The sequence below is a fragment of the Streptomyces echinatus genome (genome assembly GCF_014203595.1).
GTDB lineage: Bacteria > Actinomycetota > Actinomycetes > Streptomycetales > Streptomycetaceae > Streptomyces > Streptomyces echinatus.
The window spans coordinates 388,575-413,506 of record NZ_JACHJK010000007.1; the positions used below are offsets into that span (position 1 = coordinate 388,575).

Annotated in this window: 25 protein-coding genes; 11 read left to right on the top strand and 14 right to left on the bottom strand. The window is 69.7% G+C overall.

The features are described from left to right. Positions 1 to 88: 88 nt before the first annotated feature. Positions 89 to 1,426 carry an MATE family efflux transporter gene (locus tag FHS34_RS21595; protein WP_184967860.1) on the bottom strand — a complete coding sequence of 446 codons (1,338 nt, stop codon included), beginning with the start codon at positions 1,424 to 1,426 and terminating at the stop codon, positions 89 to 91. 481 nt (positions 1,427 to 1,907) lie between these two features. Here FHS34_RS21595 and dnaB point away from each other — a divergent pair, with 481 nt between their 5' ends. Next, positions 1,908 to 3,386 (top strand): replicative DNA helicase, encoded by a 1,479-nt coding sequence (gene dnaB / locus FHS34_RS21600; RefSeq protein WP_184967862.1) that lies wholly within the window; start codon positions 1,908 to 1,910, stop codon positions 3,384 to 3,386. 71 nt (positions 3,387 to 3,457) lie between these two features. After that, complete coding sequence (locus FHS34_RS21605; RefSeq protein WP_184967864.1) at positions 3,458 to 4,843, top strand: serine hydrolase domain-containing protein; 1,386 nt, start codon at positions 3,458 to 3,460, stop codon at positions 4,841 to 4,843. A gap of 134 nt (positions 4,844 to 4,977) precedes the next feature. Here the strand turns inward: FHS34_RS21605 and FHS34_RS21610 are convergent, their stop codons facing one another. Both FHS34_RS21610 and FHS34_RS21615 read right to left on the bottom strand, forming a co-directional pair. Next, positions 4,978 to 5,430, bottom strand: coding sequence for a GNAT family N-acetyltransferase (locus tag FHS34_RS21610; protein ID WP_184967866.1), 453 nt, complete (start codon positions 5,428 to 5,430; stop codon positions 4,978 to 4,980). Between the two features lie 9 nt (positions 5,431 to 5,439). Beyond that, a complete protein-coding gene (locus tag FHS34_RS21615) occupies positions 5,440 to 5,898 on the bottom strand; it encodes a MarR family winged helix-turn-helix transcriptional regulator (RefSeq protein WP_184967868.1) in 459 nt (152 codons plus the stop codon). 144 nt (positions 5,899 to 6,042) lie between these two features. Between FHS34_RS21615 and FHS34_RS21620 the strand changes: the two genes are divergently transcribed. Together FHS34_RS21620 and FHS34_RS21625 are read left to right on the top strand one after the other, a co-directional pair. Then, entirely contained in the window at positions 6,043 to 7,251 is a 1,209-nt protein-coding gene (locus FHS34_RS21620; protein WP_184967869.1) for an MFS transporter, read from the top strand. A 107-nt stretch (positions 7,252 to 7,358) separates the two neighbouring features. Continuing rightward, positions 7,359 to 7,778 carry a GlcG/HbpS family heme-binding protein gene (locus tag FHS34_RS21625; protein ID WP_184967871.1) on the top strand — a complete coding sequence of 140 codons (420 nt, stop codon included), beginning with the start codon at positions 7,359 to 7,361 and terminating at the stop codon, positions 7,776 to 7,778. Between the two features lie 73 nt (positions 7,779 to 7,851). On the opposite strand, the gene FHS34_RS21630 is transcribed toward FHS34_RS21625, so the two are convergent. After that, the gene (locus tag FHS34_RS21630; RefSeq protein ID WP_184967873.1) at positions 7,852 to 8,718 is read right to left on the bottom strand and encodes a GNAT family N-acetyltransferase; all 867 of its coding nucleotides are present in this window, start codon (positions 8,716 to 8,718) and stop codon (positions 7,852 to 7,854) included. A gap of 150 nt (positions 8,719 to 8,868) precedes the next feature. On the opposite strand from FHS34_RS21630, the gene FHS34_RS21635 reads away from it, so the two are divergent. Beyond that, positions 8,869 to 9,501, top strand: coding sequence for an HAD family hydrolase (locus tag FHS34_RS21635; RefSeq protein ID WP_184967875.1), 633 nt, complete (start codon positions 8,869 to 8,871; stop codon positions 9,499 to 9,501). A gap of 7 nt (positions 9,502 to 9,508) precedes the next feature. Here FHS34_RS21635 and FHS34_RS21640 read toward each other — a convergent pair whose 3' ends face one another. The 5 genes from FHS34_RS21640 to FHS34_RS21660 all read right to left on the bottom strand — a co-directional run bounded on the left by FHS34_RS21640 (position 9,509) and on the right by FHS34_RS21660 (position 13,236). After that, complete coding sequence (locus FHS34_RS21640) at positions 9,509 to 9,991, bottom strand: NUDIX domain-containing protein (RefSeq protein ID WP_184967877.1); 483 nt, start codon at positions 9,989 to 9,991, stop codon at positions 9,509 to 9,511. A gap of 88 nt (positions 9,992 to 10,079) precedes the next feature. Next, the gene (locus tag FHS34_RS21645; protein WP_184967879.1) at positions 10,080 to 10,985 is read right to left on the bottom strand and encodes a LysR family transcriptional regulator; all 906 of its coding nucleotides are present in this window, start codon (positions 10,983 to 10,985) and stop codon (positions 10,080 to 10,082) included. Between the two features lie 229 nt (positions 10,986 to 11,214). Then, positions 11,215 to 12,363, bottom strand: a complete 1,149-nt coding sequence (locus tag FHS34_RS21650; RefSeq protein ID WP_184967881.1) for a cystathionine gamma-lyase — start codon at positions 12,361 to 12,363, stop codon at positions 11,215 to 11,217. Beyond that, positions 12,360 to 12,851 carry a low molecular weight protein-tyrosine-phosphatase gene (locus tag FHS34_RS21655; protein ID WP_184967882.1) on the bottom strand — a complete coding sequence of 164 codons (492 nt, stop codon included), beginning with the start codon at positions 12,849 to 12,851 and terminating at the stop codon, positions 12,360 to 12,362. Before FHS34_RS21655 ends, FHS34_RS21650 begins: the two co-directional genes overlap by 4 nt. 7 nt (positions 12,852 to 12,858) lie before the next feature. Beyond that, positions 12,859 to 13,236, bottom strand: a complete 378-nt coding sequence (locus tag FHS34_RS21660; protein WP_184967884.1) for a phage holin family protein — start codon at positions 13,234 to 13,236, stop codon at positions 12,859 to 12,861. A gap of 104 nt (positions 13,237 to 13,340) precedes the next feature. Between FHS34_RS21660 and FHS34_RS21665 the strand changes: the two genes are divergently transcribed. The 4 genes from FHS34_RS21665 (at position 13,341) to FHS34_RS21680 (ending at position 15,718) form a co-directional block, all read left to right on the top strand. Next, complete coding sequence (locus FHS34_RS21665) at positions 13,341 to 13,658, top strand: cupin domain-containing protein (protein WP_184967885.1); 318 nt, start codon at positions 13,341 to 13,343, stop codon at positions 13,656 to 13,658. Positions 13,659 to 13,802: 144 nt separating this feature from the next. After that, positions 13,803 to 14,015 carry a DUF5326 family protein gene (locus tag FHS34_RS21670; protein ID WP_184967887.1) on the top strand — a complete coding sequence of 71 codons (213 nt, stop codon included), beginning with the start codon at positions 13,803 to 13,805 and terminating at the stop codon, positions 14,013 to 14,015. Positions 14,016 to 14,212: 197 nt separating this feature from the next. Next, a complete protein-coding gene (locus tag FHS34_RS21675; RefSeq protein ID WP_245002349.1) occupies positions 14,213 to 15,181 on the top strand; it encodes an IclR family transcriptional regulator in 969 nt (322 codons plus the stop codon). Between the two features lie 99 nt (positions 15,182 to 15,280). Then, positions 15,281 to 15,718 (top strand): SsgA family sporulation/cell division regulator, encoded by a 438-nt coding sequence (locus tag FHS34_RS21680; RefSeq protein ID WP_184967889.1) that lies wholly within the window; start codon positions 15,281 to 15,283, stop codon positions 15,716 to 15,718. 88 nt (positions 15,719 to 15,806) lie between these two features. On the opposite strand, the gene FHS34_RS21685 is transcribed toward FHS34_RS21680, so the two are convergent. Beyond that, positions 15,807 to 17,222 (bottom strand): YibE/F family protein, encoded by a 1,416-nt coding sequence (locus tag FHS34_RS21685; RefSeq protein WP_184968121.1) that lies wholly within the window; start codon positions 17,220 to 17,222, stop codon positions 15,807 to 15,809. A 250-nt stretch (positions 17,223 to 17,472) separates the two neighbouring features. On the opposite strand from FHS34_RS21685, the gene thiC reads away from it, so the two are divergent. Continuing rightward, the gene (thiC, locus tag FHS34_RS21690) at positions 17,473 to 19,257 is read left to right on the top strand and encodes a phosphomethylpyrimidine synthase ThiC (RefSeq protein ID WP_221509200.1); all 1,785 of its coding nucleotides are present in this window, start codon (positions 17,473 to 17,475) and stop codon (positions 19,255 to 19,257) included. 193 nt (positions 19,258 to 19,450) lie between these two features. On the opposite strand, the gene FHS34_RS21695 is transcribed toward thiC, so the two are convergent. The 3 genes from FHS34_RS21695 to FHS34_RS21705 all read right to left on the bottom strand — a co-directional run bounded on the left by FHS34_RS21695 (position 19,451) and on the right by FHS34_RS21705 (position 22,952). Next, positions 19,451 to 20,314 (bottom strand): hypothetical protein, encoded by an 864-nt coding sequence (locus FHS34_RS21695; protein WP_184967891.1) that lies wholly within the window; start codon positions 20,312 to 20,314, stop codon positions 19,451 to 19,453. Between the two features lie 181 nt (positions 20,315 to 20,495). Next, complete coding sequence (locus tag FHS34_RS21700; protein WP_184967893.1) at positions 20,496 to 21,575, bottom strand: metallophosphoesterase; 1,080 nt, start codon at positions 21,573 to 21,575, stop codon at positions 20,496 to 20,498. A gap of 264 nt (positions 21,576 to 21,839) precedes the next feature. Beyond that, positions 21,840 to 22,952, bottom strand: a complete 1,113-nt coding sequence (locus FHS34_RS21705) for a LacI family DNA-binding transcriptional regulator (protein ID WP_184967895.1) — start codon at positions 22,950 to 22,952, stop codon at positions 21,840 to 21,842. Between the two features lie 454 nt (positions 22,953 to 23,406). Here FHS34_RS21705 and hisC point away from each other — a divergent pair, with 454 nt between their 5' ends. Beyond that, positions 23,407 to 24,486 carry a histidinol-phosphate transaminase gene (gene hisC, locus FHS34_RS21710; protein WP_184967897.1) on the top strand — a complete coding sequence of 360 codons (1,080 nt, stop codon included), beginning with the start codon at positions 23,407 to 23,409 and terminating at the stop codon, positions 24,484 to 24,486. A gap of 13 nt (positions 24,487 to 24,499) precedes the next feature. On the opposite strand, the gene FHS34_RS21715 is transcribed toward hisC, so the two are convergent. Further along, positions 24,500 to 24,877 carry a cyclophilin-like fold protein gene (locus tag FHS34_RS21715; protein WP_184968125.1) on the bottom strand — a complete coding sequence of 126 codons (378 nt, stop codon included), beginning with the start codon at positions 24,875 to 24,877 and terminating at the stop codon, positions 24,500 to 24,502. Between the last annotated feature and the right edge of the window lie 55 nt (positions 24,878 to 24,932).

Genomic DNA, 24,932 nt, shown 5'->3' on the forward strand with positions numbered 1-24,932 from the left:
TGAGGGTGCGGCCCCTTTCACATGACCGTGACGGTCACCGCGGCATGTTTCACGTGAAACGGTCAGCAGGGCCGGCCCTGGGAAACGGTCAGCGGGTCGCGCCTGTCACGATCCAGCGGCCCGAGCGGCTCCGCAGCCACAGGGTCACCATGCGGATCGTCATCATCAACGTCATCGCTGCCCAGAGGGCGGTCAGGCCGCCGCCCAGCACGGGGACGAGCAGGGCCACCGGGGCGAACGCCGCCAGGGTGACCACCATGGCCCATGCCAGATACGGACCGTCACCCGCGCCCATCAGGACCCCGTCCAGGACGAACACGATCCCGCAGATGGGTTGGGAGAGTGCCACCAGCAGCAAGGCGGGCAGCGCGGTGTCGTTCACCTCGGAGTCGCTGGTGAACAGCGGCAGGAAGAGCGGTCGTGCGGCCACCACCAGCAGACCCAGTACGACCCCGGACGCGATGCCCCAGTGGATCATTCGGCGGCAGGCTTCGCGTGCTCCCTGAATGTCGTCCGCGCCGAGGTAGCGGCCGATGATGGCCTGTCCCGCGATCGCGATCGCGTCGAGCGCGAAGGCCAGCAGGCTCCACAAGGACAGGATGATCTGGTGCGCGGCGATGTTGGCGTCCCCGAGACGTGCCGCGACCGCCGTGGCGATCATCAGGATCGTCCGCAGGGACAGGGTGCGGACCAGCAGCGGAACGCCCGCCTGGGCCGAGGCCCGGATGCCGGCGGCGTCCGGGCGGAGGGAGGCGCCGTGCCGGCGGGCTCCACGCACGACCACCGCCAGATAGACGGCGGCCATGCCGCACTGTGCGATCACCGTTCCCCAGGCCGAACCCGCGATGCCGAGCCCGGCGCCGTAGACGAGTGCCGCGTTGAGTCCGGCGTTGGCGACGAAGCCGGCGACGGCGACATAGAGCGGGGTCCTGGTGTCCTGCAGGCCGCGCAGCACTCCGGTCGCTGCCAGGACGATGAGCATGGCCGGGATGCCCAGCGCGGAGATGCGCAGATAGGTGGTGGCGTGGGGAGCCGCGGTCGTGGAGGCTCCGAAGAGGTCCACGATGCCGGGGGCCAGCGGCAGGACGACGACGATGACGGCGATGCCGAGCAGCAGTGCGAGCCAGATCCCGTCCATGCCCTGGCGGATCGCCGCTCGGAGGTCGCCGGCACCGACGCGGCGGGCCACGGCGGCCGTGGTGGCGTAGGCGAGGAAGACGAAGACGCTCACGGCCGTGGTCAGGAGCGCCGAGGCGACACCGAGGCCGGCGAGCTGGGCGGTACCGAGATGGCCGACGATCGCACTGTCCGCCATGACGAAGAGAGGCTCGGCGACGAGGGCACCGAAGGCCGGGACGGCCAGCGAAACGATTTCTCGGTCGCGCTGCCGCCGGGTGGCCTGGGGGATCTCTGGAGCCTGTGTCATGAGCATCAATCTATCCGTCCACAGGTAAGAGATGCAACCAGCTAGTGATCCTTACTTCCGGCGCGGGGACGTGTCCTTTCGGGTGCCGTTCGAAGCGATCTTGGCCCGACTGGGGAAGTTTTTCTTCTGCACAGCCGGTGGATCGAAAAGCCGCAGGTCAAAGGCGTGTGTCCGACGAGAGGGAGGGCTTGTTCACAGGGCTGTCCACCGGGTCGTGCACAGGTTTCGCCGACTTCTCCACAGCATAGGGGCGGTCGTCCACATGGCCTGTGGATAACCAGATTGGCTGACGGTGCCGACAGGCCTACCGTTGTCCGGCGCCCGCTCCTTTCCCCGGCCCGGCACGTGCCCTTCGTCCGGCCTGGGAACCGTCACAAATCCGACGCGTCAGAACCGGAGTTGGGCCTCTTATTTGTCAGTGTCGTGCCGTACAAAAGAGGCCACGGCGAGGTCCGCCGTGCGGACGGGAGGAGGTGGCTCGGTGAGCATTTCCGAGCCCTTGGACGATCCGTGGGCCGACAGCGGACCCAGCGATCGTCTGCCGGCCTCCCGCCGGCGCGGTGACGGCGGCCGGGCCCGGGACGAGCAGCACGACCGGGGCCGGGAGAGCGGCGGCTGGGACGGCGGAGGTTCGTCCTTCGAGCGGGTGCCGCCGCAGGATCTGGACGCCGAGCAGTCCGTGCTGGGCGGCATGCTGCTGTCCAAGGACGCCATCGCCGACGTCGTCGAGATCCTCAAAGGCCACGACTTCTACAAGCCCGCGCACGAGACGATCTACCAGGCCATCCTGGACGTCTACGCCAAGGGCGAGCCGGCCGACCCGATCACCATCGCCGCCGAACTCACCAAGCGCGGCGAGATCAACAAGGTCGGCGGTGCCGCGTATCTGCACACCCTCGTCCAGACGGTGCCGACGGCGGCCAACGCCGAGTACTACGCGGAGATCGTCCACGAGCGGGCCGTCCTGCGCCGCCTGGTCGAAGCCGGCACGCGCATCACGCAGATGGGATACGCGGCCGACGGCGACGTGGACGAGATCGTCAACAGCGCCCAGGCCGAGATCTACGCCGTCACCGAACAGCGCACCAGCGAGGACTACCTCCCGCTCGGCGACATCATGGAAGGCGCGCTCGACGAGATCGAGGCGATCGGCTCGCGCAGTGGCGAGATGACCGGTGTGCCCACCGGGTTCACCGACTTCGACTCGCTGACGAACGGCCTCCACCCCGGACAGATGATCGTCATCGCCGCCCGTCCCGCCATGGGTAAGTCGACCCTTGCACTGGACTTCGCGCGGGCCGCCTCCATCAAGAACAATCTCCCGAGCGTCATCTTCTCGCTCGAAATGGGCCGCAACGAGATCGCGATGCGTCTGCTGTCCGCCGAAGCCCGCGTCGCCCTGCACCACATGCGGTCCGGCACCATGACCGACGAGGACTGGACCCGGCTCGCCCGCCGTATGCCGGACGTGTCGGCCGCGCCGCTGTACATCGACGACTCCCCGAACCTGTCGATGATGGAGATCCGGGCCAAGTGCCGGCGCCTGAAGCAGCGCAACGACCTGAAGCTGGTCGTCATCGACTATCTCCAGCTGATGCAGTCCGGCGGTTCCAAGCGTGCCGAGAGCCGTCAGCAGGAGGTCTCGGACATGTCCCGTAACCTCAAGCTGCTCGCGAAGGAGCTGGAGATCCCGGTCATCGCGCTCTCCCAGCTCAACCGTGGCCCCGAGCAGCGCACCGACAAGAAGCCGATGGTGTCCGACCTGCGAGAGTCCGGCTCCATCGAGCAGGACGCTGACATGGTCATCCTGCTGCACCGCGAGGACGCGTACGAGAAGGAGTCCCCCCGCGCCGGCGAGGCCGACCTGATCGTCGCCAAGCACCGAAACGGTCCGACAGCCACCATCACGGTCGCGTTCCAGGGTCACTACTCCCGTTTCGTGGACATGGCCCAGACCTGATCCGCGCGGACGGTCACGTGTGCGCGGCAAATGGATTCGACGCCCGCCGTCGTAACGGGTGGACTGGGCCCATGACGACAACTCAGGAAGCCCTCCTCCCGGGCACCCGGCGTGCTCTGCTGCACCGGATCGCCGTGGCGCAGGCCGAAGGGCGGGCTCCGTCGCTGGTCGCCGCCGTCGTACGGGACGGACAGGCCGTCTGGCACGGTGCGCGGACCTCGGTGGACGGGCACGGCCCGGACGAGACCGTGCAGTACCGGATCGGGTCCATCACCAAGACCTTCACCGCCGTCCTGGTGATGCGGCTGCGCGACGAGGGCCTGCTCGATCTCGGGGACCCGCTGGAGAAGTACGTGCCGGGCACCGGCGCGGGGGAGGCGACGATCGCGCAACTGCTCGCGCACACCGCCGGGCTGGCCGCCGAATCGCCCGCTCCCTGGTGGGAACGGACGCCCGGCTCCCTGCGGCCCGAGCTGAGCGATGTGCTCGGGGAACAGCCGTTGCTGCACCCGGTCGGCCGGCGGCATCACTACTCCAATCCCGGCTACACCGTGCTCGGCACCCTGGTGGAGAGGCTGCGCGGTGCACCCTGGGAGGAGGTGCTGCGTGACGAGATTCTGGAGCCGCTCGGCCTGCACCGGACGAGTGCTCAGCCCGAGCCACCGCACGCGGGCGGATGGGCCGTGCATCCGTGGGCCGACGCGATGCTGCCCGAGCCGACGGAGGACCTGGGCCGCATGGCACCGGCCGGCCAGCTCTGGTCGACCACCGCGGACCTGGCGCGCTTCGCCGCGTTCCTGGCCCGAGGAGACGATCGGGTCCTGAGCGCGGAATCGGTACGGGAGATGCGCACCCCGGCGGCGCCGGCCGAGGCCGCGGACGTGGTGGACGGGGTCACCTACGGCCTGGGCATGCAGCTTCAGCGCCGTGACGGCCGACTGCTGGTGGGGCACTCCGGCTCGCTGCCGGGCTTCCTGGCGAACCTCACCATCAGCGTGGAGGACGACGTGGCCGCGGTGGTGCTCGCCAACTGCACCAGCGGACCGCTGCTGGGCGCCGTGGGAGCGGACCTCGTCCGGATCGTCGCCGAGGCGGAGCCGCGGATCCCCGAGCCCTGGCGGCCCCTGCGTGAGGTCGATTCCACGGTGCTGGACCTGGTGGGGCAGTGGTACTGGGGCACCCATGCCTTCGGTGTGCGCGCGAGCGCCGACGGGCTCATCACCCTGGCGCCCCTGGCCGGCGGCGGCCGTAGGGCCCGCTTCCGCACGAACGGTGACGGCACCTGGACGGGGCTGGAGGGCTACTACGCGGGTGAGCTGCTCCGGCCGGTGCGGCGCCCGGACGGTTCCGTGAGCCACCTCGACCTTGGTTCGTTCGTGTTCACACGGCAGCCGTACGACCCCGAGGCTCCGGTGCCCGGTGGCGTGGACCCGGAGGGATGGCGGGGCATCGGCTAGCCCGAGGTTGCCCAGGGGGTGTTTCACGTGAAACGCCCCCTGAGGTTTTCAGGGGGCGTTGCTTCGGCCGGCCACGGGCCTCAGATGGCTCTTCCAGTGCCTTCGGGGCAGGGGGAAACGCCTTAAGGACGTGGTCAGAGCCGCAGCTTGAAGCCCTCGTGCGAGGCGGTGAATCCCAGCCGCTCGTAGAAGCGGTGGGCGTCGGTGCGTGACTTGTCGGACGTCAGCTGCACCATCTGGCAGTCGAGCCGCCGGGAGGTATCGATCGCCCACTCGATCAGCCTGCCGCCCAGCCCGCTGCCGCGTTCATCGGCATGAATGCGTACGGCCTCGATGAGTGCGCGGTTGGCCCCCCGGTGCGAGAGCCCAGGGATGATCGTGAGTTGCAGGGTCCCGATCACCCGGCCCTCCCGCACGGCGACCACGACATGCTGGTTCGGGTCGGCGGCGAGGCGCGCCAGTGCGGTCCGGTACGGCGTCAGGTCGCCGGGCGATTCGCGCTGGGCACCGAGCGGATCGTCGGCGAGCATCGCGACGATCGCCGGGAGGTCGTCGGCGGTCGCGGCGCGTATTTCAAGATCTCCCATGCCGGCACCCTATGTGGCCACGTTCAGGGACTCCACCACCCGGACCAGCGGGGCCAGTTCCGGGTTTCGGGCGGCGCCGTCCAGGGCCTCGCGCAGAGCGGCGTCGTTGGTGGGCCGTGCCTCCTCCAGCAACCGCAGGCCGGCCGGAGTGACGTTGGTGTAGATGCCGCGGCGGTCGGTGGGGCACAGATAGCGCTCCAGCAGTCCGCGGTCCTCCAGCCGGGTCACCAGGCGGGTGGTGGCGCTCTGGCTGAGTACGACCGCGTCGGCGACCTGCTTCATCTGCAGATGGCCACCCTCGCCGGCGTGCTGCCTGCTGAGCACGTCCAGCAGCGAGTACTCGCGCACGCTCAGGTCGTGCTTGGCCTGCAGGGCGCGCTCGATGTGCGCCTCGATCCTTCCGTGCAGCGCTGAAAGGGCGCACCAGCCCTGGGCGAGGGCGGTGAGCGCGGGGTCCGTCGCTGTCATTGGCGTTTCCTCCGTCCCGAAGCGGCTGCACCACAAGAGTAGAGCACCGCCGCAATAGTCGGCCCTTGCACTTAACCCGCGTCTGCAACTATTGTGAGCGAACGCAAAGCGCTCCTGCAATCGTTTGGGAAGGTGTACCCCCACATGCCTCTCGCGCTTCTGGCCCTCGCGATCGGGGCCTTCGGAATCGGAACGACCGAGTTCGTGATCATGGGCTTGCTCCCCGAGGTCGCGGGTGATTTCGGGGTCTCCATCCCCACGGCGGGCCTGCTCGTGACCGGCTACGCGCTCGGCGTGGTCATCGGGGCCCCGCTGATGACCGTGCTCGGCACCAAGGTCCCGCGCAAGCGGATGCTGATGCTGCTGATGGGCCTCTTCATCGCCGGAAACCTGATCTCCGCCGTGGCCCCGAACTTCGGGATCATGCTGATCGGACGGGTGGTCGCCTCGCTCGCCCACGGCGCCTTCTTCGGCATCGGATCGGTCGTCGCGGCCGAGCTGGTTGCACCGGACAGGAAGGCCGGCGCCATCGCCATGATGTTCACCGGGCTGACCGTCGCCAATGTCGTCGGCGTCCCGCTGGGCACCCTCGTCGGGCAGAGCGTCGGCTGGCGCGTCACCTTCGGCATCGTCGCCGCTCTCGGTGTCGTCGGGCTCGCCGGTATCGCCAAGCTGGTTCCCGACCTGCCGCGCCCTGAGGGCGTACATCTGCGGCACGAACTGGCCGCCTTCAAGAACGCCCAGGTCCTGCTCGCCATGGCGATGACCGTCCTCGGCTTCGGTGGCGTCTTCGCGGCCATCACCTACATCGCGCCGATGATGACCCACGTCGCCGGCTTCGCAGACGGCTCGGTCACCTGGCTGCTGGTCCTGTTCGGCCTCGGCATGGTCGGGGGCAACCTCGTCGGCGGCAAGTTCGCCGACCGCGCCCTGATGCCGATGCTGTACGTCTCCCTGGGCGCCCTGGCCGTCGTCCTGGCGCTCTTCACACTGACCGCCCACAACAAGATCGCCGCCGCGGTGACCATCGCGCTGATCGGAGCCCTGGGCTTCGCCACCGTGCCGCCGTTGCAGAAGCGCGTCCTGGACCAGGCGCACGGCGCTCCGACGCTCGCGTCGGCCGTGAACATCGGCGCCTTCAACCTGGGCAACGCCCTGTCGGCGTGGCTCGGCGGTCTCGTGATCGCGGCCGGCTTCGGCTACACCGCCCCCAACTGGGTCGGCGCCGCGCTCGCCGCCGCCGCCCTGGTTCTCGCCCTGCTCTCCGCCGCGCTGGAGCGCCGCGACCGGGCACAGAGCGCCGTGGTCGCCTCCGCGACGCCGGCCGGACAGCGGACGCCCGTCCACCACTGAGCCACCCGCCCTCCGGACGCCTCACCGCCCCTCACCCCGTAGACGTCCGTGCCGGGCCCTCCCCGGTACGGCGGCACCCCCTGCAGCACCACCAAGGAGACACCCTCATGAGCACCACCGCCGTCACCCCGCTCACCACCGAGGACGCCGAGCTGCTCGTCGCCACGGCCCGTAGGGTGGCCGAGGACGCCGGAGTCACCGTCAGCGTCACCGTCCTGGACGCCGGCGGCCACCTGCTCGCCTTCCGCCGGGACGACCGAGCGGTGCTGATCTCCGGTGAGACCAGCAACCGCAAGGCCTACACGGCGCTCCAGCTGAACGCGCCCACCGCCGACCTTGTGGACGCCGTCCAGCCCGGCGGCCTCTTCCACACGTTGCCCACGGCCCTCGAACGGCCCCTGCTGTTCATCGCGGGCGGTGTCCCCGTCCACCGGGACGGCCGGCTGATCGGTGCGATCGGTGTCGGCGGCGGCAGCCCGGAGCAGGACCACGGTTTCGCCACCGCGGCCGTGCAGGCGCTCGCCTGAGTCCGCGGCCTGATCTCATGACGCCGGCCCCGCCGCTCGAAGCGGCGGGGCCGGCGTCATGTCATTGAGGGGTTCAGCCCGCGGCCACCGTCAGCGGGGCGAAGCGCCGGGTCCAGTCTCCCGGAAGGTCCGTGATGCCGTAGGTCATCACCGCGTTGAAGGCCACCGAGGCCAGTCCTCGCTCCTTCGCCCAGGCCAGCAGTTCCTCGTGCCGCACATCGATATCGGTGCGCAGGGGGCGCTCCGTACGGGCCGCCAGCGAGGCGATGAGGGCCTTGGCGGTCTCCGTGTCCCGGGCGATCAACGGACCGACGACATGGGTGTCCATGTTGGGCCATGCGGCCGTGTAGCCGACGAGCCGGCCGTCCTCCTCGGCCACCCGCAGCTGATCGGCGAAGGCGGGCAGCCGGGTGATGAGGGGTGTGCGATCCGTTCCGAACACCTCCTCGTCGAGGCGCAGGATGGCCGGGAGGTCCTCCGCGGTGGCGGCGCGCGTGACGATCCCGGATTCCGGGCCGCCGGGGCGGAAGCGGCCCACCAGCATCTCCGCCCGGCCCGTCACCTTGAAACCGAGCTCCTCGTAGAGCGGGCGGCCTTTGGGGGTGGCGTGCAGGGTGAGCGGAGTGGTCCCCATGCCCGCCACGACGTGCCGCATCAAGCGGCGTCCGACGCCCCGGCGCGCATGGCGTTCGGCTACCAGAACCATGCCGATGGCGCCGAGATCCGGCCGCCCCCACGCACCGTACTCCGTGACTACGCAGGCGGCGACGAGGCCGCCCTCGGGGTCGTCGATGCCGAATCCCTGGCCGGCGGTGAGGAGGAGGCCCCACTTGTGTTCCTCGCGTGGCCACCCCCGGTCTTCGGACAGGTCGGCGCAGGCGGTCAGATCGCGGAGCGTCAGACGACGGATGGGCAGAGTGGCGAGGGAAGGAGTTGGCACGCAGGTCAGGCTGTCCGACCAGCAGCCCTGCCGTCCACCTGTTTCGACACAGACACACGTGCTTTTGGCCATCCGGGGCCCATGCGCACAGCTCACGGTCAGCTGCGGCGTTTCACGTGAAACATCGGCAGCAGACTAGCCTTCGGGTCCATGGCGAGACTTCATCTCTTCGATCTCGACGGCACGTTGCTGCACGGAAGCACCGCGCCGGTGGAGATTTCGCGCCAGTTGGGCCTGGAGGCCGAGACGGTGGCGCTGGACCGAGCGATCGCGGAAGGCCGGATCGGCCCGCCGGAGTACGCGGCGCGGGTGTACGACCTGTGGGCCGATCTCACCGAGGCGCATGTGCGGACCGCGTTCGAGGCGGCTCCTTGGCTGGCCCGGATCCGCGAGGTCTGGGCGGAGATCAGGAACGCGGGCGAATACTGCGCGGTGGTGTCCCTCTCGCCCTCCTTCTTCGTGGAACTACTCCTCGACTGGGGTGCCCACGCGGCCCATGGATCCCGATTCCCGGCCGTGCCGTTCACCGAGCCCGTCGATCCGGCCGGGGCACTGAGCGCCGCGGCCAAGGTGATCATCGCGAATCGGCTCTGCGAGGAGTTCGGCGTGGCGCGAGCGGACTGCGTGGCGTACGGCGACTCGTCTTCGGACAAGGATCTGTTCGCTGCCGTGCCGGTTTCCGTGGCAGTAAATGCCGATGCTCATCTGGCCGGCCTGGCGACCCACTCCTACACGGGACGGGATCTGTGGGAAGCCTATGAGTTGGTCGGACCGGCGCGCTAGCGCCGGTTCACCCGAGGTCGGGGGCGTGCATGGCACGTACGCCTTCGATGTTTCCGTCCAGGTAGTGGCGCAGGGACAGCGGGACGAGGTGGACGGAGGCGATGCCGACGCGGGTGAAGGGCACACGGACGATCTCGTACTCACCGGCCGGCTCCTCCACTTCCGGGCCATGGCGCAGGGCCGGGTCCATGGACTCCAGTCGGCAGACGAAGAAGTGCTGCACCTTTACGCCGGTCGCGCCCCCGTCCTCGCCGATGTGCTCCACCGTGTCGACGAAGCACGGCACCACGTCGGTGATCTTCGCGCCGAGCTCCTCGTACACCTCCCGGTGCAGGGCATCCACGACGGTCGAGTCCCCGGGCTCGACCCCGCCACCGGGGGTGACCCAGTAGGGATCGACCCCGGGCTTGGTCCGCTTGATCAGGATCAGGTCGTCACCGTCCAGGAGAACGGCACGGGCGGTGCGCTTGACCACGGGTCGGACGGTCATGGGAGAAATGTGGCCCGGCTGGTTCCACGTGAAACATCGCAAAGAGCCATGACGTGAACGCAGCGCGTGCACCCCGCTCGGACGGGCGTCAGCCCCAGGCCGTGGCAGCCTGCCGGAGCCACTCGTGAGCCCGCGCCACATGGGGCATGGCGAGCGAGCCGGTCCGTACCACCAGGAAGTAGGTGCGCAGCGGTGGCACGGCCGGGTCGAGCAGGCCGACGATCGTTCCGTGATCCAGGGACGGAGCACAGAGATAGCGGGGCAGTACCGCCAGCCCCGCCCCGGCGATCGCACAGGAAAGCACGGCCCGCAGGTCGGGGACGATGATCGTGGCCGTGGCGGCCGGGCGGCAGTCGAAGACGGAGGCCCAGTAGCGCGAGACGAACGGCAGCGACTCGTGGACCTCGACGACGGGCAGGTTCTCCAGGGCCCCTGCGCCCTTCAGCCACAGGGCGTCCGAACCGATCCGTTCCGCCCACCGCGGGGCCGCGATCAGCACATGCTCCTCGTCGCAGAGCGGAGTGGCGGTGAGCAGAGCCCCGCGCGGCCGGGCCGTGCTGATGGCCAGATCGTGGTGGCCGCAGGCCAGCCCGTCCAGCACTTCCTCGGCCGTCCCGAAGGAGGCGCGCAGCGCTAAGCCCTGGCCGTCGTCGCCGGTCAGCCCCGTGAGGGCGGGCAGCGCGAGTTCGGCGGTGAACTCCGGAGGTCCTGCAAGATGCAGCGTCCGCGACGAGGAATCGTCGTCCAGACCGCTCTCGGCTATCTCCACCAGTGCGTCGAGATGCGGCGCGGCCCTGTGGGCGAGTTCGTCGCCGATCGTCGTCGGGGTCACTCCGCGCGCCTGACGGAGGAACAAGGGTCTGCCCAGCTGGCGCTCGAGGGTGCGGATCTGCGAGGTGACGGCGGGCTGGGAGAGGCCGAGCAGGGCGGCGGCGCGGGTGAAGGAGCCGGCCCTGTGCACGGTGACGAAGGTCCGCAGCAAGGCCAGATCCATGGCAAGCCCTCCTCTGTCCCTGCCCTCCTCGCCCTCCTCCGGCCTCCAGGCAGGCACCAACTATAAATATGTCGATAGGACTCTGTCGCTACTGTGATTGGACACTGACACAGAGTCAACTAGCCTTGGTCGCGCGGTCTTTCCCCTGGGAGAAGCTGCAGACGGTCCGAGCCACGAGGGGGGAGGCTCGGACCGTCCCGAGGCCATCGGAGGGCGGACGCGTCCGCGCCTACTCGGCGGACTCGTCCAAGGCACGCAGGATGTCGGCCACCAGGTCCTCGGGGTCCTCCGCGCCGACGGACACACGGACGAACCCCTCCGGGACGGCGTCCCCGCCCCAGCGACGACGGCGTTCGGCCGTGGACCGTACTCCGCCGAAGCTGGTCGCGTCCTCCACCAGACGCAGGGTCTCGAGGAAGCGCTCCGCACGCGCGCGCGTGGGCAGCGTGAACGACACGACACAGCCGAAGCGCCGCATCTGCTGTGCCGCGATCTTGTGCGAGGGATCGTCGGACAGCCCTGGATAGCGCAGGTCGGATACCTCGGGCCGCTGCCGCAGTGCCTCCGCGACGGTGAGGGCGGTGGCGTTCTGCCGGTCGACGCGCAGCTGGAGCGTCGCGATGGACCGGTGGGCGAGCCAGGCCTCCATGGGCCCGGAGATCGCGCCGACGATCTTGCGCCAGCGGCGTACGGCGGCCATCGCCTCGGCGTCCCGTCCGGCGACGTAGCCCAGCAGGACATCGCCGTGTCCGGTGAGCTGCTTGGTGCCGCTGGCCACGGAGAAGTCGGCGCCGAGCTCCAGCGGGCGCTGCCCGAGCGGGGTGGCGAGGGTGTTGTCGACGGCCACCAGGGCGCCACGCGCGTGTGCCGCCTCCGTCAGCCGCCGGATGTCGCACACGTCGAGTCCGGGGTTCGACGGGGTCTCTATCCACAGCAGCCGCGCCCCGTCGAGCAGCTCCAGCTGGGCGTCGCCGCGGGTCGGCGCGGTGCGCACCTCGACGCCGTAGGCCTCCAGCTGGGCGCCGACCATCGGCAGCACCTGGTAGCCGTCGGAGGGCAGGACGACCGCGTCCCCGGCGCGCAGCTGCGAGAACAGTACGGAGGAGATCGCCGCCATGCCGGAGGCGAAGACCAGTGTCTCGACGTCCTCCCGCCCGGGGGCCTCCAGCTCGCCGATGGCCCGCTCCAGCAGCGTCCAGGTCGGGTTGTCGTCCCGGCCGTACAGGTACGGTCCCGTCACCTCGCCGGGCAGGTGGAAGTGGGCCGCGAAGACCGGCCCGGGCAGCGTCGGCTCGTGCTTGACCGGCTCGGGCAGACCCGCCCGCACCGCGCGCGTGCCGTCGCCGGTGCGGTCCGCGTCCTTCGTGCCCTCGTTCATGCGGCCCGTCCCTCCAGTTCTTCCCGTACGGCGGCGAGCAGACCGGTGCTCGCCGCCTCCACCATCTCAAGGCACTCCTCGAAGCCGTCCCGGCCCCCGTAGTACGGGTCCGGTACGTCGAGGTCCTCGCCGGCGGCGGGGTCGTAGGAGGAGAGCAGACGGATCTTGCGGGCGTCCGCCTCGGTGGGTGCCAGCCGCCGCAGGGCCCTGAGATGCCCGGCGTCCAGGGCTATCACCAGGTCGAGCCGGGCGAACCACGACGGCTGGAACCGGCGGGCGGTGTGCTCGCTGCCGTAGCCGTGCTCCTCCAGGACCGAGACCGTGCGCGGGTCGGCCGGCTCGCCCTCGTGCCAGCCGCCGGTGCCGGCGCTGTCGGCCACCACCAGGTCCTCCAGCCCGGCCTCCACCACCCGCGCGCGGAAGACGGACTCGGCCATCGGGGAGCGGCAGATGTTGCCGGTGCACACGAAGCAGACGCGGTAGATCATGGCGTGCTCAGTCCTCGTCCGGCAGAACGACGTGCAGTGCCCAGGAGACGACCGAGACGATCAGACCGCCGAGGACGGCCGTCCAGAAGCCCTCCACATGGAAACTCAGGTCGAGCTTGCCGCACACCCAGGAGGTCAGCAGCAGCATCAGCGCGTTCACCACCAGGGTGATCAGGCCCAGGGTCAGGATGAACAGCGGGAAGGTGAGTACCTTCACGACCGGCTTGACCAACCAGTTCACCAAGCCGAAGATCAGCGCGACGACGATCAGCGTGCCGGCCTTCTTGGCGGTGCTGTCACCGGTCAGAGTGATCTTGTCGAGCAGCCACACGGCCACTGCCAGGGCGCCCGCGTTGGCGATCGTCTTGACTACGAAATTCTTCATGTGTCTGATCGTGGCAGACCTGGACGGGCGCTGACCGGACGGGCGGCGAGCGATGTGACGGCGAGCAGGGAGCGGCGAGCGGTGAGGCGAGGGCGGCAGCGGCGATGAAGGCATTCCGGCTGGACGAACTGGAGGCGGAACGCGCCGCCAACGAGGGTGCCTACCTGCAGTTCCTGCGCGAGCGGAACATGTCGGTCGGTCTGTACGCCCTCAACGCGGGCGAGCACGACCCGCAGAAGCCGCACAACCAGGACGAGGTGTACTTCGTGGTCAGCGGCCGGGCCTCCCTCACGGTCGGCCTGGAGACGACCCAGGTGGCGCGGGGCAGCGTCGTGTACGTGCCCGCCGGTGTGGCCCACAAGTTCCACCACATCAGCGAGGACCTCAGGGTGCTCGTGATGTTCTCTCCGCCCGAGGCGTGATCCCGCGACCCGGGATTCCCTAGGGGACGGGTCAGGGGAGGACAAGGGGCCCGAGGCCCCCGCGGAGACCCCGCACGGCCCTAGCATCGAGTGCGGAACATCGACAGACGTCGACAACGCACGAGAACGCAAAGGACGAGGGCGATGCGAGAGATCTTCGCGGGGCTGCCGTGGTGGGTGAAGTGGGTCGCGGTGCCGGTCATCGCCTTGGTCGTGTTCGGCGGCCTGATAGCGAGTGTGGTCGGGTTCGTGATCGGCCTGCTCTTCAAGGTGCTGGTCTTCGTCGCCCTGGTCGGCGGACTGATCTACGTCGTGCGCAAGTTCACGGGGAACTCCTCTTCGCGCAGCGACTGGTGAGGCTTCTGGGAACCGGTGCTCGACCACAGGAGGATCGGTTCCCTCGGGGGAGGGAAGTTTTCCCGGGAGCCGTCTGCGCGCGGTGGTGGACGGTTAGAGTCCGGAACTCCCCACGGGGTTCCGGCGCCGTGGGTGACGCAGCCCCCTCCGTGCTCTTCCCCCGCACGGGCTCCCCCCTCGCCCTTCGGGAGTGACCCTTGGCCACGGTTGACACCGCACTGGCAGACCCCCACGCACCCGCCGCTCCACGCTCCTGTACTCCCCCGGTCCAGCGACCGGCTCCCCTGGCCGTCCCCGAACAGGTACACGTCCGCACGGCGGACGTCCCCAAGCCCCCGCGTCCCGCGGCCCTCCCCGGACCACCGCCCTCCGCGGGCCGGCCGGAACCACAGGCCGCCACCGCGTCCACCGCCCCGCCCACCGCGACGCTCATCGGATCCGTGCAGCGCGCCATGCGCCTGCTGGAGACCGTCGCCGCGCACGTCTACGGCGCCCCCGCCAAGCAACTCGCCCGGGAGACCGGCCTCGCGCTGCCCACCACGTACCACCTGCTGCGCACCCTGGTGCACGAGGGCTATCTGCGCCGGGAGAAGGGCCTGTTCTTCCTCGGTGAAGCGGCGGAGCGCCTGAGCCGCAGCGGAGCGCAGCAGAAACGTCGCAGCACGGTGGCCGACACGCTCGCGCACTGGCGCGATTCCATCGGTGTACCGGTGTACTACGCGCTGTACCGGGACGGCGAGATCGAGGTCATGTGCGTCTCCGACTCCCTTCAGGCGCCCGCGGTCGAGGAGTGGGCGGACTTCCGGGAGACCGGCCACGCGCACGCGATCGGTCAGTGTCTGCTCTCGCAGCTGGACGAGGACGCGCGACGCGACCATCTCGCCCGGTATCCCGTGCGCCCCGTCACGCCGTACTCCGTGCGGGACAACGACGCACTGCTGCGGCGGCTGGCCAGGACGCGGCGGATGGAGCCCGTGGTGGAGCGTCAGGAGTACGCGGTCGGGACGGTCTGTGCGGCGGTCCCCATCACGGTCGGCACCACCGCGGCCACCGTGGCCATCTCGCTCCCCGCCCACCAGGCCGACCGGTTGATGCCCGCCGCCCGTCGGTTGCAGGCGGAGATCGGGCGGCATGTGGGGTCCCTTGCACTCTCTATCAGCATCTGAAAACTTACTCCTTGTGATCTCCTGTGTACTTTCAGCAAGATTTGACCACGGTTAGAGGGATCAATCCCGGCCAGTCGATGTCATATGACGGGATAGGCGATGCGCGAGTCCGTACAGGCTGAAGTCATGATGAGCTTTCTCGTGTCGGAGGAGCTCTCCTTCCGCATCCCGGTGGAGTTGCGTTACGAGACCAGTGATCCCTATGCCGTGCGGCTCACCTTTCATCTGCCCGGCGACGCACCGGTCACCTGGGCCTTCGGGCGCGAGCTGCTGATCGACGGGGTCGGCCGTCCGTGCGGAGAGGGAGACGTGCGTATCGCCCCGGTCGACCGCGAGGTGCTGGGCGAGGTGCTGATCAGGCTTCAGGTCGGCTGCGACCAGGCCCTTTTCCGCTCATCGGCGCCTCCGCTCGTGGCCTTCCTCGACCGCACGGACAAGCTCGTCCCGCTCGGTCAGGAGGGTGCGCTGGCCGACTTCGACGCTCATCTCGACGAGGCTCTGGACCGCATCCTGGCCGAGGAACAGAGCGCCGGCTGAAGCGTTGCCGTACGGGGCGCCGGAGAGAGCCGTGCCGCCCGGAATCGTGCAGGAACGCTTCTTCAGTGGGCGCCCGGCCCCGCCGCCCTCACCGCTTCCGGCGCCGGCCCCGGCCGCCGCGTGCCGGCGCGGTCCGGGCTCCGGCGGGTGCCGGGACAGGCGTGCCGGGCCGGTCGGCCGACACCACCAGCGCGGCCAGCGCCGTGGTGACCGGGACCGAGGCGACCAGACCGATCGAGCCGACCAATGTGCGCACGATCTCCTCGGCCACCAGCTCACTGTTGGCCACCGTCCCGACGCTGCTCTGGGCGATCGAGAACAGCAGCAGCAACGGCAGCGCGGCACCGGCATAGGCGAGCACCAGGGTGTTGACCACGGACGCGATGTGGTCGCGGCCGATGCGGATGCCCGCCCGGTACAGCCCCCGCCAGCCCATGGACGGGTTGGCCTCGTGCAGCTCCCAGACGGCCGACGTCTGGGTCACCGTCACGTCGTCCAGGACGCCGAGTGAACCGATGATGACTCCCGCCAGCAGCAGGCCGCTCATGTCGATCGACGGATACAGGCCGTGGATCAGGCCGGTGCTGTCGTCCGTGTTGCCGGTCAGCGCGGCCCAGCCGATGAACAGCGAGCCGAGCACCCCGATCAGCGAGAGCGATATCAGCGTGCCGAGCACCGCCACCGAGGTACGGGCCGACAGGCCATGGCACATGTACAGAGCGATCAGCATGATGGCGCTCGACCCGACCACGGCCACCACCAGCGGGTTCGACCCCTGCAGGATCGCCGGCAGGATGAACAGCGTCAGCACCAGGAAGCTCACTGCCAGCGCGACCAGCGCCATGACGCCGCGCAGCCGGCCCACCAGGACGACGGCCACCGCGAAGATCCCCGCAAGCAGCGCCATCGGGAACTTCCGGTTCACATCGGTCACCGAGTACTGCAGTTCCCTCGGTGCCGAGGGCTCGTAGGCGACCACCACCTTCTCGCCCTGGTGCAGCTGCCGGGTCTGGTCCGGCTGCACGATCTCGGTGAACGTACGCCCCTCGTCCTTGCCGGTGTCGACCCGGATGGTCGCCTTCTTGCAGGAGCCGTTGTCCTGTTGCTGCGCCGAGGTGCCCTCGCCGGTGGAGGTGCCGCCGGCCGGAGGCACACCGGAGGCGTTCACCGACTTGCAGCTGACCTCGACGACCCGGGTGACCGTGGCCTGCTGGGTCTGCCGGTCGAAGCCGACGCCGGTGCGCTTATGGGACGGAGCGTCGCCCGGCCAGAGCACCACGAGGCCGACGAGGACAGCCGCGGTGAAGGGGAGCAGGATCGCGGCGATGACCTTGCGCAGGTGCTGCGATACGGGGGCGGCAGGGCCGTGGCTGTGGCTGTGGCCGTGCGCATGACCCGGCCCGGCCTCACCCACGCCGCCGTGGGCTTCATGGCCGGGTCCGGTGCCCTGACCCGAGCCGTCTCGGGGGTGGGGCTCGGGCGGCTGGTACGGGTACTGCTCCATCCTGGTCACCGCCCGATCATCCCAAGAACGGTGGGGGCCCACTGTTCAGCACGCCACACATGACGCTAGCGTGGAGGCACCTTTGCACACGCGGGAGCTCGGAGCACCGGGCTGAGAGGACGCTGACCTCCGTAGACGCGATGTTTCACGTGGAACCAACGCTGTTCCGCAGGAAACATCGGCAGACGGAAACCGCTGCGTCGACCGCCGAACCTGTTACCGGGTAATGCCGGCGTAGGGAGTAGGTCTGATGACCAACAAGGACGCACGCACGCCTGCCTCCGTTCAGGACGAGAAGTCCCAGGAGGCCGGGAAGTCCATCGGCTGGCACAAGGCGTACGTCGAGGGTTCGCGCCCCGACCTGCGCGTGCCGGTCCGTCAGGTGCACCTCACCAACGGGCAGTCGGTCACGCTGTACGACACCTCGGGCCCGTACACCGATCCACTCGTCGACACGGACGTCCGCAGGGGCCTGCCGCCGCTGCGGGACAACTGGATCATCGCCCGCGGCGACACCGAGGAGTACGCGGGCCGTCCCGTCCGTCCGGAGGACGACGGGATCAAGCACACCTCGCCGCGTGGTGGACTGCGCAACCTGGACGCGGTCTTCCCGGGACGTCCGCGCCAGCCGCGGCGGGGCCGGAGCGGCGAGGCGGTGACACAGCTCGCGTACGCCCGCCGGGGCGAGATCACCCCCGAGATGGAGTACGTGGCCATCCGGGAGAACGTCTCGCCCGAGGTGGTCCGCGAGGAGATCGCCGCGGGCCGGGCCGTGCTGCCGGCCAACGTCAACCACCCGGAGATCGAGCCGATGATCATCGGCAAGCGGTTCCTGGTGAAGGTCAACGCCAACATCGGCAACTCCGCGGTGACGTCCTCCATCGAGGAGGAGGTCGAGAAGATGACCTGGGCGACCCGCTGGGGCGCCGACACGGTCATGGATCTCTCCACCGGCCGCAACATCCACACCACCCGCGAGTGGGTGCTGCGCAACTCCCCCGTCCCCATCGGCACGGTGCCGCTCTATCAGGCCCTGGAGAAGGTCGACGGCAGGGCCGAGGAGCTGACCTGGGAGATCTACAAGGACACCGTCATCGAGCAGGCCGAACAGGGCGTGGACTACATGACCGTCCACGCCGGCGTCCGGCTGGCGTACGTCCCGCTCACCGCCAACCGCAAGACCGGCATCGTCTCGCGCGGCGGTTCGATCATGGCCGCGTGGTGCCTGGCGCACCACAAGGAATCGTTCCTGTACGAGAACTTCGAAGAACTGTGCGAGATCCTCGCCGCCTACGACGTCACGTACTCGCTGGGCGACGGCCTGCGGCCGGGGTCGATCGCGGACGCCAACGACGAGGCGCAGTTCGCGGAACTGCGCACGCTCGGGGAACTCAACCGGATCGCCAAGCGTTTCCATGTGCAGACGATGATCGAGGGTCCCGGGCACGTCCCGATGCACAAGATCAAGGAGAACATCGACCTTCAGCAGGAGATCTGCGAGGAAGCTCCGTTCTATACGCTCGGCCCACTGACCACGGACGTCGCGCCGGCGTACGACCACATCACCTCCGGCATCGGTGCCGCGATGATCGCCTGGTGGGGCACGGCGATGCTCTGCTACGTCACGCCCAAGGAGCACCTCGGTCTGCCCAACCGGGACGACGTCAAGACCGGCGTCATCACCTACAAGATCGCCGCCCACGCGGCGGACCTCGCCAAGGGGCACCCCGGTGCGCAGGAGTGGGACGACGCGCTGTCCGACGCCCGCTTCGAGTTCCGGTGGGAGGACCAGTTCAACCTCGCCCTGGACCCGGACACGGCACGGGAGTTCCACGACGAGACCCTCCCGGCCGAGCCCGCCAAGACGGCCCACTTCTGCTCCATGTGCGGCCCGAAGTTCTGCAGCATGAAGATCTCGCAGGACATCCGGCGCGAGCACGGTGGCAGCAGGACCGAGATCGAGGAGGGCATGGCCCAGAAGTCGAAGGAGTTCGCGGAGAGCGGGAACCGCGTGTATCTGCCGATCGCCGACTGAACCGCACACGGGGAACCTGGCGTGCCGACGGGGCGGTGGGCCGTCGGTGAGGCGCGGGCAGTGGCCTTGCGGCTGACGGGAGTGGGGCGCCACACCGGTCAGCCGCTCGGCCCGCCGGACGTGCCCGCGCCGAGGGGCGGTCGGCTCACCTCGTGCGCGGGTGTCGAGCCCGGACTGCTCGGTGCGCGGCGGGTCACTCGGGCCGGTGCTCCGGGCCGCCGAAGTCCGGGCTCGTGTAGTCGGGGCTGGTGAAACTCGGGCGGCCGGACGCGGTGCCGTCGTCGGGGCTGCTGAAGCCGGGGCGGTCGTAGCCCAGGCGCGGTATGCGGCCGGTCGGTGCGGGTGGGGCCGGGTGGCGCACGGCGGGCGGGCCGGGCTCGGCCAGTGCCTCTTGGAGGAACGGCAGGATGCCGCGCTCCAGCAGGGCGTCCCGCCAGGCCTCTCTGGCCCCGGCCAGCTCTTCGTCGGCCGTTTCCCTGGTCCGGGCGTCCGCCGCGGTGCTGTTGCGCAGGGCGGTGAGCAGCAGCCCGACGGCGGCGACGAGGATCGCCGCCACGGTCATGGCGCCGAACACCCAGCCGGTGGTGAGCAGGGTCCGGGCGAGAGTCTGCCCGGGGTCCAGCATCTTCAGGATGTAGCCGACGAGCAGGAAGATCGCCGCCGCGGTTCCGGACAGGACGGGAGCCAGGACGGCGATGACCGCGATGGCACCCGCGCCGGTGCTCTCTGCGGCTTCCCCGATGGCGGTGACGAGGCCGGTGTCGGCCGGGCCGGTCTCCGGGGTCCCGGAGTCGCCGGCGGCCGGCGGGGCGGAGAGCGCCGGATGCCGCAGTTCGTCGCGTATCTCGACGTAGCGCTGGTATTCGGCTGCCGCGGCTGCCGTGATCAGGGCGGAGGCGTTGAGAGCCATGGTGCGCAGTTGTTCGGGGTTCAGCCGCTGTCCGACAGCGGCCAGTTCCGGTCGGTGTGGTGCGGAGCGCAGCGCCTCATCGAGGAGCCGCTCGAATTCCTGGCGGTCCTCGCTCTGCAGGTGCTGCGGAACGCTGTTCATGTGCATCCCCCGATGCTCCGTAGGGCTTGGGGCTCGCACGCAGGCGAGCCGTCGGGCAGAAACGGAGGGGAGCCTGCTACGGATAAGCCGATGGTAGAGCCGCGACGGCGCACGTTGACAGGGGATTGCCGGAAATTGCGTTCCGGCCTGCGCGTACGCGGCCGGGAGACGCCTGCCCGGGGAACGGTCAGTTATCCAGGGGAAGTTGCCGGACCAGCAGTTTTCCGGCCATGGTCACTCCGCCGTCCATCGCGATGGCGAGCCCGTCGGCGTAGACGTGCGGTCCTTCGACGACCGGGCCGGCGTTCTCCTCGCCCTCCTCGGAGCCGACTTCGCCGAGGAGGTAGGGAATCGGGCTGTGGCCGTGAACGACCCGGGTGCCGCCGTACGTATCGAGGAGGGAGCGCACGGCCTCGGCACCGCCCTCGTCACGGAAGGAGAAGCGCTTGGTGAACTTGCGGAACAGGTCCCAGACCTCGTCGGCGTCGTTACGGGTCAGAGCTTCGCGGACCGTGTCGTTGACCGCCTCGATGGAGTCGCCGTAGTCGAGGTAGGCGGTGGTGTCGGAGTGGACGAGCAGATAGCCGTCGACCAGCTCGACGGCGTCCAGGCGGGCCATCCACTGCAGATGGTGGTCCTGGAGGCGGTCCATGTCGGTCTTCTGACCGCCGTTGAGCAGCCAGGCCGCCTGGAAGGTGGCGGTGCCCGCGCCGGAGTTGACGGGCGTGTCGCCGAACCGCTTGGCGCCGAGCAGCAGCAGCTCGTGGTTGCCCATCAGCGCCTTGCAGTAGCCGCCCGCCGCGGCGGCCTCGGCCGACAGCCGCATGACCAGGTCGATGACGCCGATGCCGTCCGGGCCGCGGTCGGTGAAGTCACCGAGGAACCACAGCCGGGTGGTGCCGGCGCACCACTGGCCCGAGGCGTCGACGAGGCCCTGCTCCCGCAGGGCGGTCATCAGCTCGTCCAGATAGCCGTGGACGTCTCCGACGACGAACAGCGGTCCGGGCCCGGTCGCGGGCTGGGGGTCCGGGGCGGCGGGGGCCGGTTCGACGGTGACCTGCACGGTGTCGCCGCGGTTGATGACGGGCAGGTCGCGCTGGGTGGGGGTGTAGCCCTCGGGGTACGCGTCGTCGGCGGCCGGGAGGGCGTCGCCGGGGTGGATGCTTCCGACATACGGACCGGTCTCGTTGACGTACGCGGGTACCCGGAAGTCGCGCAGCGTCGCCGTCCGCTCCACCTCGGGTCCCCGACCGGCCCCCTGAGTCATCAGACCCCTCCACCATCGCGCCGCATCTGCACCGCTTCGGACTGCCTGGTCGCAGCGGTCCGCGGTGTCGTGGGCCCATCATAGGAATGCGCGTCGCGCCGTGTGATGACCCAGGGGTGCTGAATCGGAACAAGACTCCGGTTCGCCGCGGCTTTCGCCCCGTTTGGGCAGATGTTCGGCCGACTGTCGGCCGAGCCTACGCGCTTCCGGCCGGCCTCGTGCCGTACCGGCCGGGCCCCGCGCCGGCCGGTACGCCCACGGGAGCTACCTCTCGTCGGGTGTCCGCGGCGGACTGACCGTCGTGCGCGGGGACCGTCGCTGCGAGGAGGTGCGCACGATCAGTTCGGTCGGTATCACCTGCTCGACCGGCTGGTCCGACTCGACGCCCTCGATGGCGTCGATGAGGAGCTGGACGACGGCAGTGCCGATCCGGCGCGGCTTCAGCGAGAGCGTCGTGATGGCCGGCTCGGTGCTGGCGTACACGGTGGACTCGCTGCAGCACACCAGCAGCAGGTCGTCGGGGACACGGAGGCCGTAGCGGCGGGCGGCGGCGAGCAGGTCGGTGCCGTTGGGGTCGAACAGGCCGTAGACGGCGTCGGGCCGGTCGGGGCGGGCGAGCAGCCGGTCGGCGGCGACGGCACCGGCGCACGGGTCGTGTGCCGGATAGGCCTCGTAGACCGGATCCTGGCCGACCCGTTCGCACCAGCGCAGGTAGGCGGTGGTCGACAGATGGGTGTACGTGTCCGTCGACGTGCCCGTGAGCAGGCCGATGCGGCGGGCGCCGGCGTCGGCGAGGTGGTCGAGGATGCCGAGGACGGCGGCCTCGTGGTCGTTGTCCACCCAGGCGGTGACGGGGAGGGCACCGGCCGGGCGGCCGTCGGAGACCACCGGGAGCCCCTGCCGGACGAGTTCGCTGACGACAGGGTCCTGGTCGGAGGGGTCGATGACGACCGTGCCGTCCAGGGCGACGTTGGACCAGACGTCATGGCGGGACGTGGCGGGCAGGATGACCAGGGCGTAGCCGCGGGCGAGCGCGGCCGACGTGGCGGCCCGGGCCATCTCGGCGAAGTACGCGAACTCCGTGAAGGTGAAAGGTTCATCCCCGTACGTCGTCACGGTCAGGCCGATCAGACCCGATTTGCCGGTACGGAGCGTGCGGGCGGCGGCTGAGGGCCGGTACCCGAGCCGGTCCGCGACCTCGCGGACATGACGCCTGGTGGCATCCGGGAGCCGTCCCTTGCCGTTGAGGGCGTCGGACACGGTCGTGATGGAGACTCCGGCGGCGGCGGCGACGTCTCTGATGCCCGCCCGGCCCGGCCGGCTGCCTCGACGTGAGGTTTCCGCGCGGCTCACCTGGTGCTTCCCTGCTGCTGTCATGGCGAGCCGATAGTAGGGCTCATGCGGTGGGGTAGTGCGGACGCATATGCACGCGTTGACAGGCACGTTTCTGCATGGTCATAGAGGGTCAACTCCCTTGGAATAACAGGCCGTTGACCGAACCAATAGTAAGACGTGACTCGTCGACGCGTATGGACCTGCCAAGTGCCCGATGTCTCGAAGAGGTCTCAACTCACCTTGACGGGGGATGCGCGCCACGGCGCAAGCCACCGGCGCGTAGATATATGTACGGCGCGCCCCCCGAAACGTACGCCTTCGTGCGCTGATGCCCCTGATGCCGATGGGGCACGTGAGATTCACCTCTTCCTCGGGACGGCTTCCGCGTTCCCGCCGGGCCCGCAGCTGTACGCAGCGGCGCCGAATCCTCATAAGGTGAGAAGTATTGGAAGCCGGCGGCGTCGACGGTCCGCCGGTGGTCGCGAGGAGGACTGCGGTGAGCGAGACGAGCCCCAAGCTGCGCACCGAGCTGGAGAGTATCCCCACCTATAAGCCGGGCAAGCCGGCTGCGGCAGGCGGGCCGGTCGCCTACAAGCTGTCCTCCAACGAGAACCCGTATCCGCCGCTGCCGGGTGTGCTGGAGAGCGTGACCGCGGCGGCCTGCGACTTCAACCGTTACCCGGACATGGCCTGCACCGGCCTGATGAACGAGTTGTCCGATCGCTTCGGTGTGCCGCTTTCCCATTTGGCCACCGGTACCGGATCGGTGGGCGTCGCCCAGCAGCTGATCCAGGCCACCAGCGGTCCGGGCGACGAGGTGATCTACGCCTGGCGTTCGTTCGAGGCGTACCCGATCATCACCCAGATCAGCGGTGCCCGGTCGGTGCAGGTGCCGCTGACGCCGGGCGATGTGCACGACCTGGACGCGATGGCGGAAGCGATCACCGACCGGACGCGGCTGATCTTCGTCTGCAACCCCAACAACCCGACCGGCACGGTGGTGCGGCGGGCAGAGCTGGAGCGGTTCCTCGACCGGGTGCCCAGCGATGTGCTGGTGGTGCTGGACGAGGCCTACCGGGAGTTCATCCGCGACCCCGAGGTGCCCGACGGTGTCGAGCTGTACCGGGATCGGCCCAACGTCTGTGTCCTGCGCACCTTCTCCAAGGCGTACGGACTGGCCGGGCTGCGCGTCGGTTTCGCGATCGCCCATAAGCCCGTGGCGGCGGCGCTGCGCAAGACGGCGGTGCCGTTCGGGGTGAGCCAGCTGGCGCAGAACGCGGCGGTCGCTTCGCTGCGGGCCGAGGACGAGCTGCTGGGCCGGGTCGGCTCGCTGGTGTGCGAGCGCAATCGCGTGGTCGACGCGCTGCGGGCCCAGGGCTGGACGGTGCCGGAGACACAGGCCAACTTCGTGTGGCTGCGGCTGGGGGAGCGTACGGTCACGTTCGCGCAGGCCTGTGAGCAGCACGGTGTGGTGGTCCGGCCGTTCCCGGGCGAGGGTGTGCGGGTGACGGTCGGTGAGGCCGAGGCGAACGACATCTTCCTGAAGGCGGCGGAGGCGTTCCGCAAGGAGCTCTAGTCCGGCAGGGGTGTCATTCCTCGATCAGTTCGACCCGGATGGGGTCGCCGCTTCGTACGGTCGCCAGCAGGCCGGCGTCCCCGTCCACGCTGCCGAGGATGTTGCACGGGCTCGCGAGGCGGCACTCGTCGCCTCGCGAGATCGGCGTCGGGCCGTAGGGGAGGGCGAGTGCGTCGCCGTCCGTCCAGAAGGCCACTGTGCCCGGCTCCACGACCTGACGGGCGTCCGTTTCACGTGAAACAGCGACGCCTGTGTCGAAATACACCTCCTCGCCCCATGTGCGCGCGGTCGAAGCGAGAGGCAGTGCCTTGGCGAGGGCCTGCGTGGTCGGCGTGCTGGCGTCGAGAGTCGCGGTGATGTTGCCCGCGGGCCAGGAAATGCGTATCTGCATGGCGCGCAATTCAACAATATGTTGAAGTCGCTGCCAAGGTCTTGACGCGACGGCG

Coding starts and splice junctions, on each gene's coding strand:
- FHS34_RS21595 (WP_184967860.1), bottom strand. CDS start 1,426: ATGACACAGGCTCCAGAGATCCCCCAGGCCACCCGGCGGCAGCGCGAC.
- FHS34_RS21605 (WP_184967864.1), top strand. CDS start 3,458: ATGACGACAACTCAGGAAGCCCTCCTCCCGGGCACCCGGCGTGCTCTG.
- FHS34_RS21610 (WP_184967866.1), bottom strand. CDS start 5,430: ATGGGAGATCTTGAAATACGCGCCGCGACCGCCGACGACCTCCCGGCG.
- FHS34_RS21615 (WP_184967868.1), bottom strand. CDS start 5,898: ATGACAGCGACGGACCCCGCGCTCACCGCCCTCGCCCAGGGCTGGTGC.
- FHS34_RS21620 (WP_184967869.1), top strand. CDS start 6,043: ATGCCTCTCGCGCTTCTGGCCCTCGCGATCGGGGCCTTCGGAATCGGA.
- FHS34_RS21625 (WP_184967871.1), top strand. CDS start 7,359: ATGAGCACCACCGCCGTCACCCCGCTCACCACCGAGGACGCCGAGCTG.
- FHS34_RS21635 (WP_184967875.1), top strand. CDS start 8,869: ATGGCGAGACTTCATCTCTTCGATCTCGACGGCACGTTGCTGCACGGA.
- FHS34_RS21640 (WP_184967877.1), bottom strand. CDS start 9,991: ATGACCGTCCGACCCGTGGTCAAGCGCACCGCCCGTGCCGTTCTCCTG.
- FHS34_RS21645 (WP_184967879.1), bottom strand. CDS start 10,985: ATGGATCTGGCCTTGCTGCGGACCTTCGTCACCGTGCACAGGGCCGGC.
- FHS34_RS21650 (WP_184967881.1), bottom strand. CDS start 12,363: ATGAACGAGGGCACGAAGGACGCGGACCGCACCGGCGACGGCACGCGC.
- FHS34_RS21655 (WP_184967882.1), bottom strand. CDS start 12,851: ATGATCTACCGCGTCTGCTTCGTGTGCACCGGCAACATCTGCCGCTCC.
- FHS34_RS21660 (WP_184967884.1), bottom strand. CDS start 13,236: ATGAAGAATTTCGTAGTCAAGACGATCGCCAACGCGGGCGCCCTGGCA.
- FHS34_RS21665 (WP_184967885.1), top strand. CDS start 13,341: ATGAAGGCATTCCGGCTGGACGAACTGGAGGCGGAACGCGCCGCCAAC.
- FHS34_RS21670 (WP_184967887.1), top strand. CDS start 13,803: ATGCGAGAGATCTTCGCGGGGCTGCCGTGGTGGGTGAAGTGGGTCGCG.
- FHS34_RS21680 (WP_184967889.1), top strand. CDS start 15,281: ATGCGCGAGTCCGTACAGGCTGAAGTCATGATGAGCTTTCTCGTGTCG.
- FHS34_RS21685 (WP_184968121.1), bottom strand. CDS start 17,222: ATGGAGCAGTACCCGTACCAGCCGCCCGAGCCCCACCCCCGAGACGGC.
- thiC (WP_221509200.1), top strand. CDS start 17,473: ATGACCAACAAGGACGCACGCACGCCTGCCTCCGTTCAGGACGAGAAG.
- FHS34_RS21695 (WP_184967891.1), bottom strand. CDS start 20,314: ATGCACATGAACAGCGTTCCGCAGCACCTGCAGAGCGAGGACCGCCAG.
- FHS34_RS21700 (WP_184967893.1), bottom strand. CDS start 21,575: ATGACTCAGGGGGCCGGTCGGGGACCCGAGGTGGAGCGGACGGCGACG.
- FHS34_RS21705 (WP_184967895.1), bottom strand. CDS start 22,952: ATGACAGCAGCAGGGAAGCACCAGGTGAGCCGCGCGGAAACCTCACGT.
- FHS34_RS21715 (WP_184968125.1), bottom strand. CDS start 24,877: ATGCAGATACGCATTTCCTGGCCCGCGGGCAACATCACCGCGACTCTC.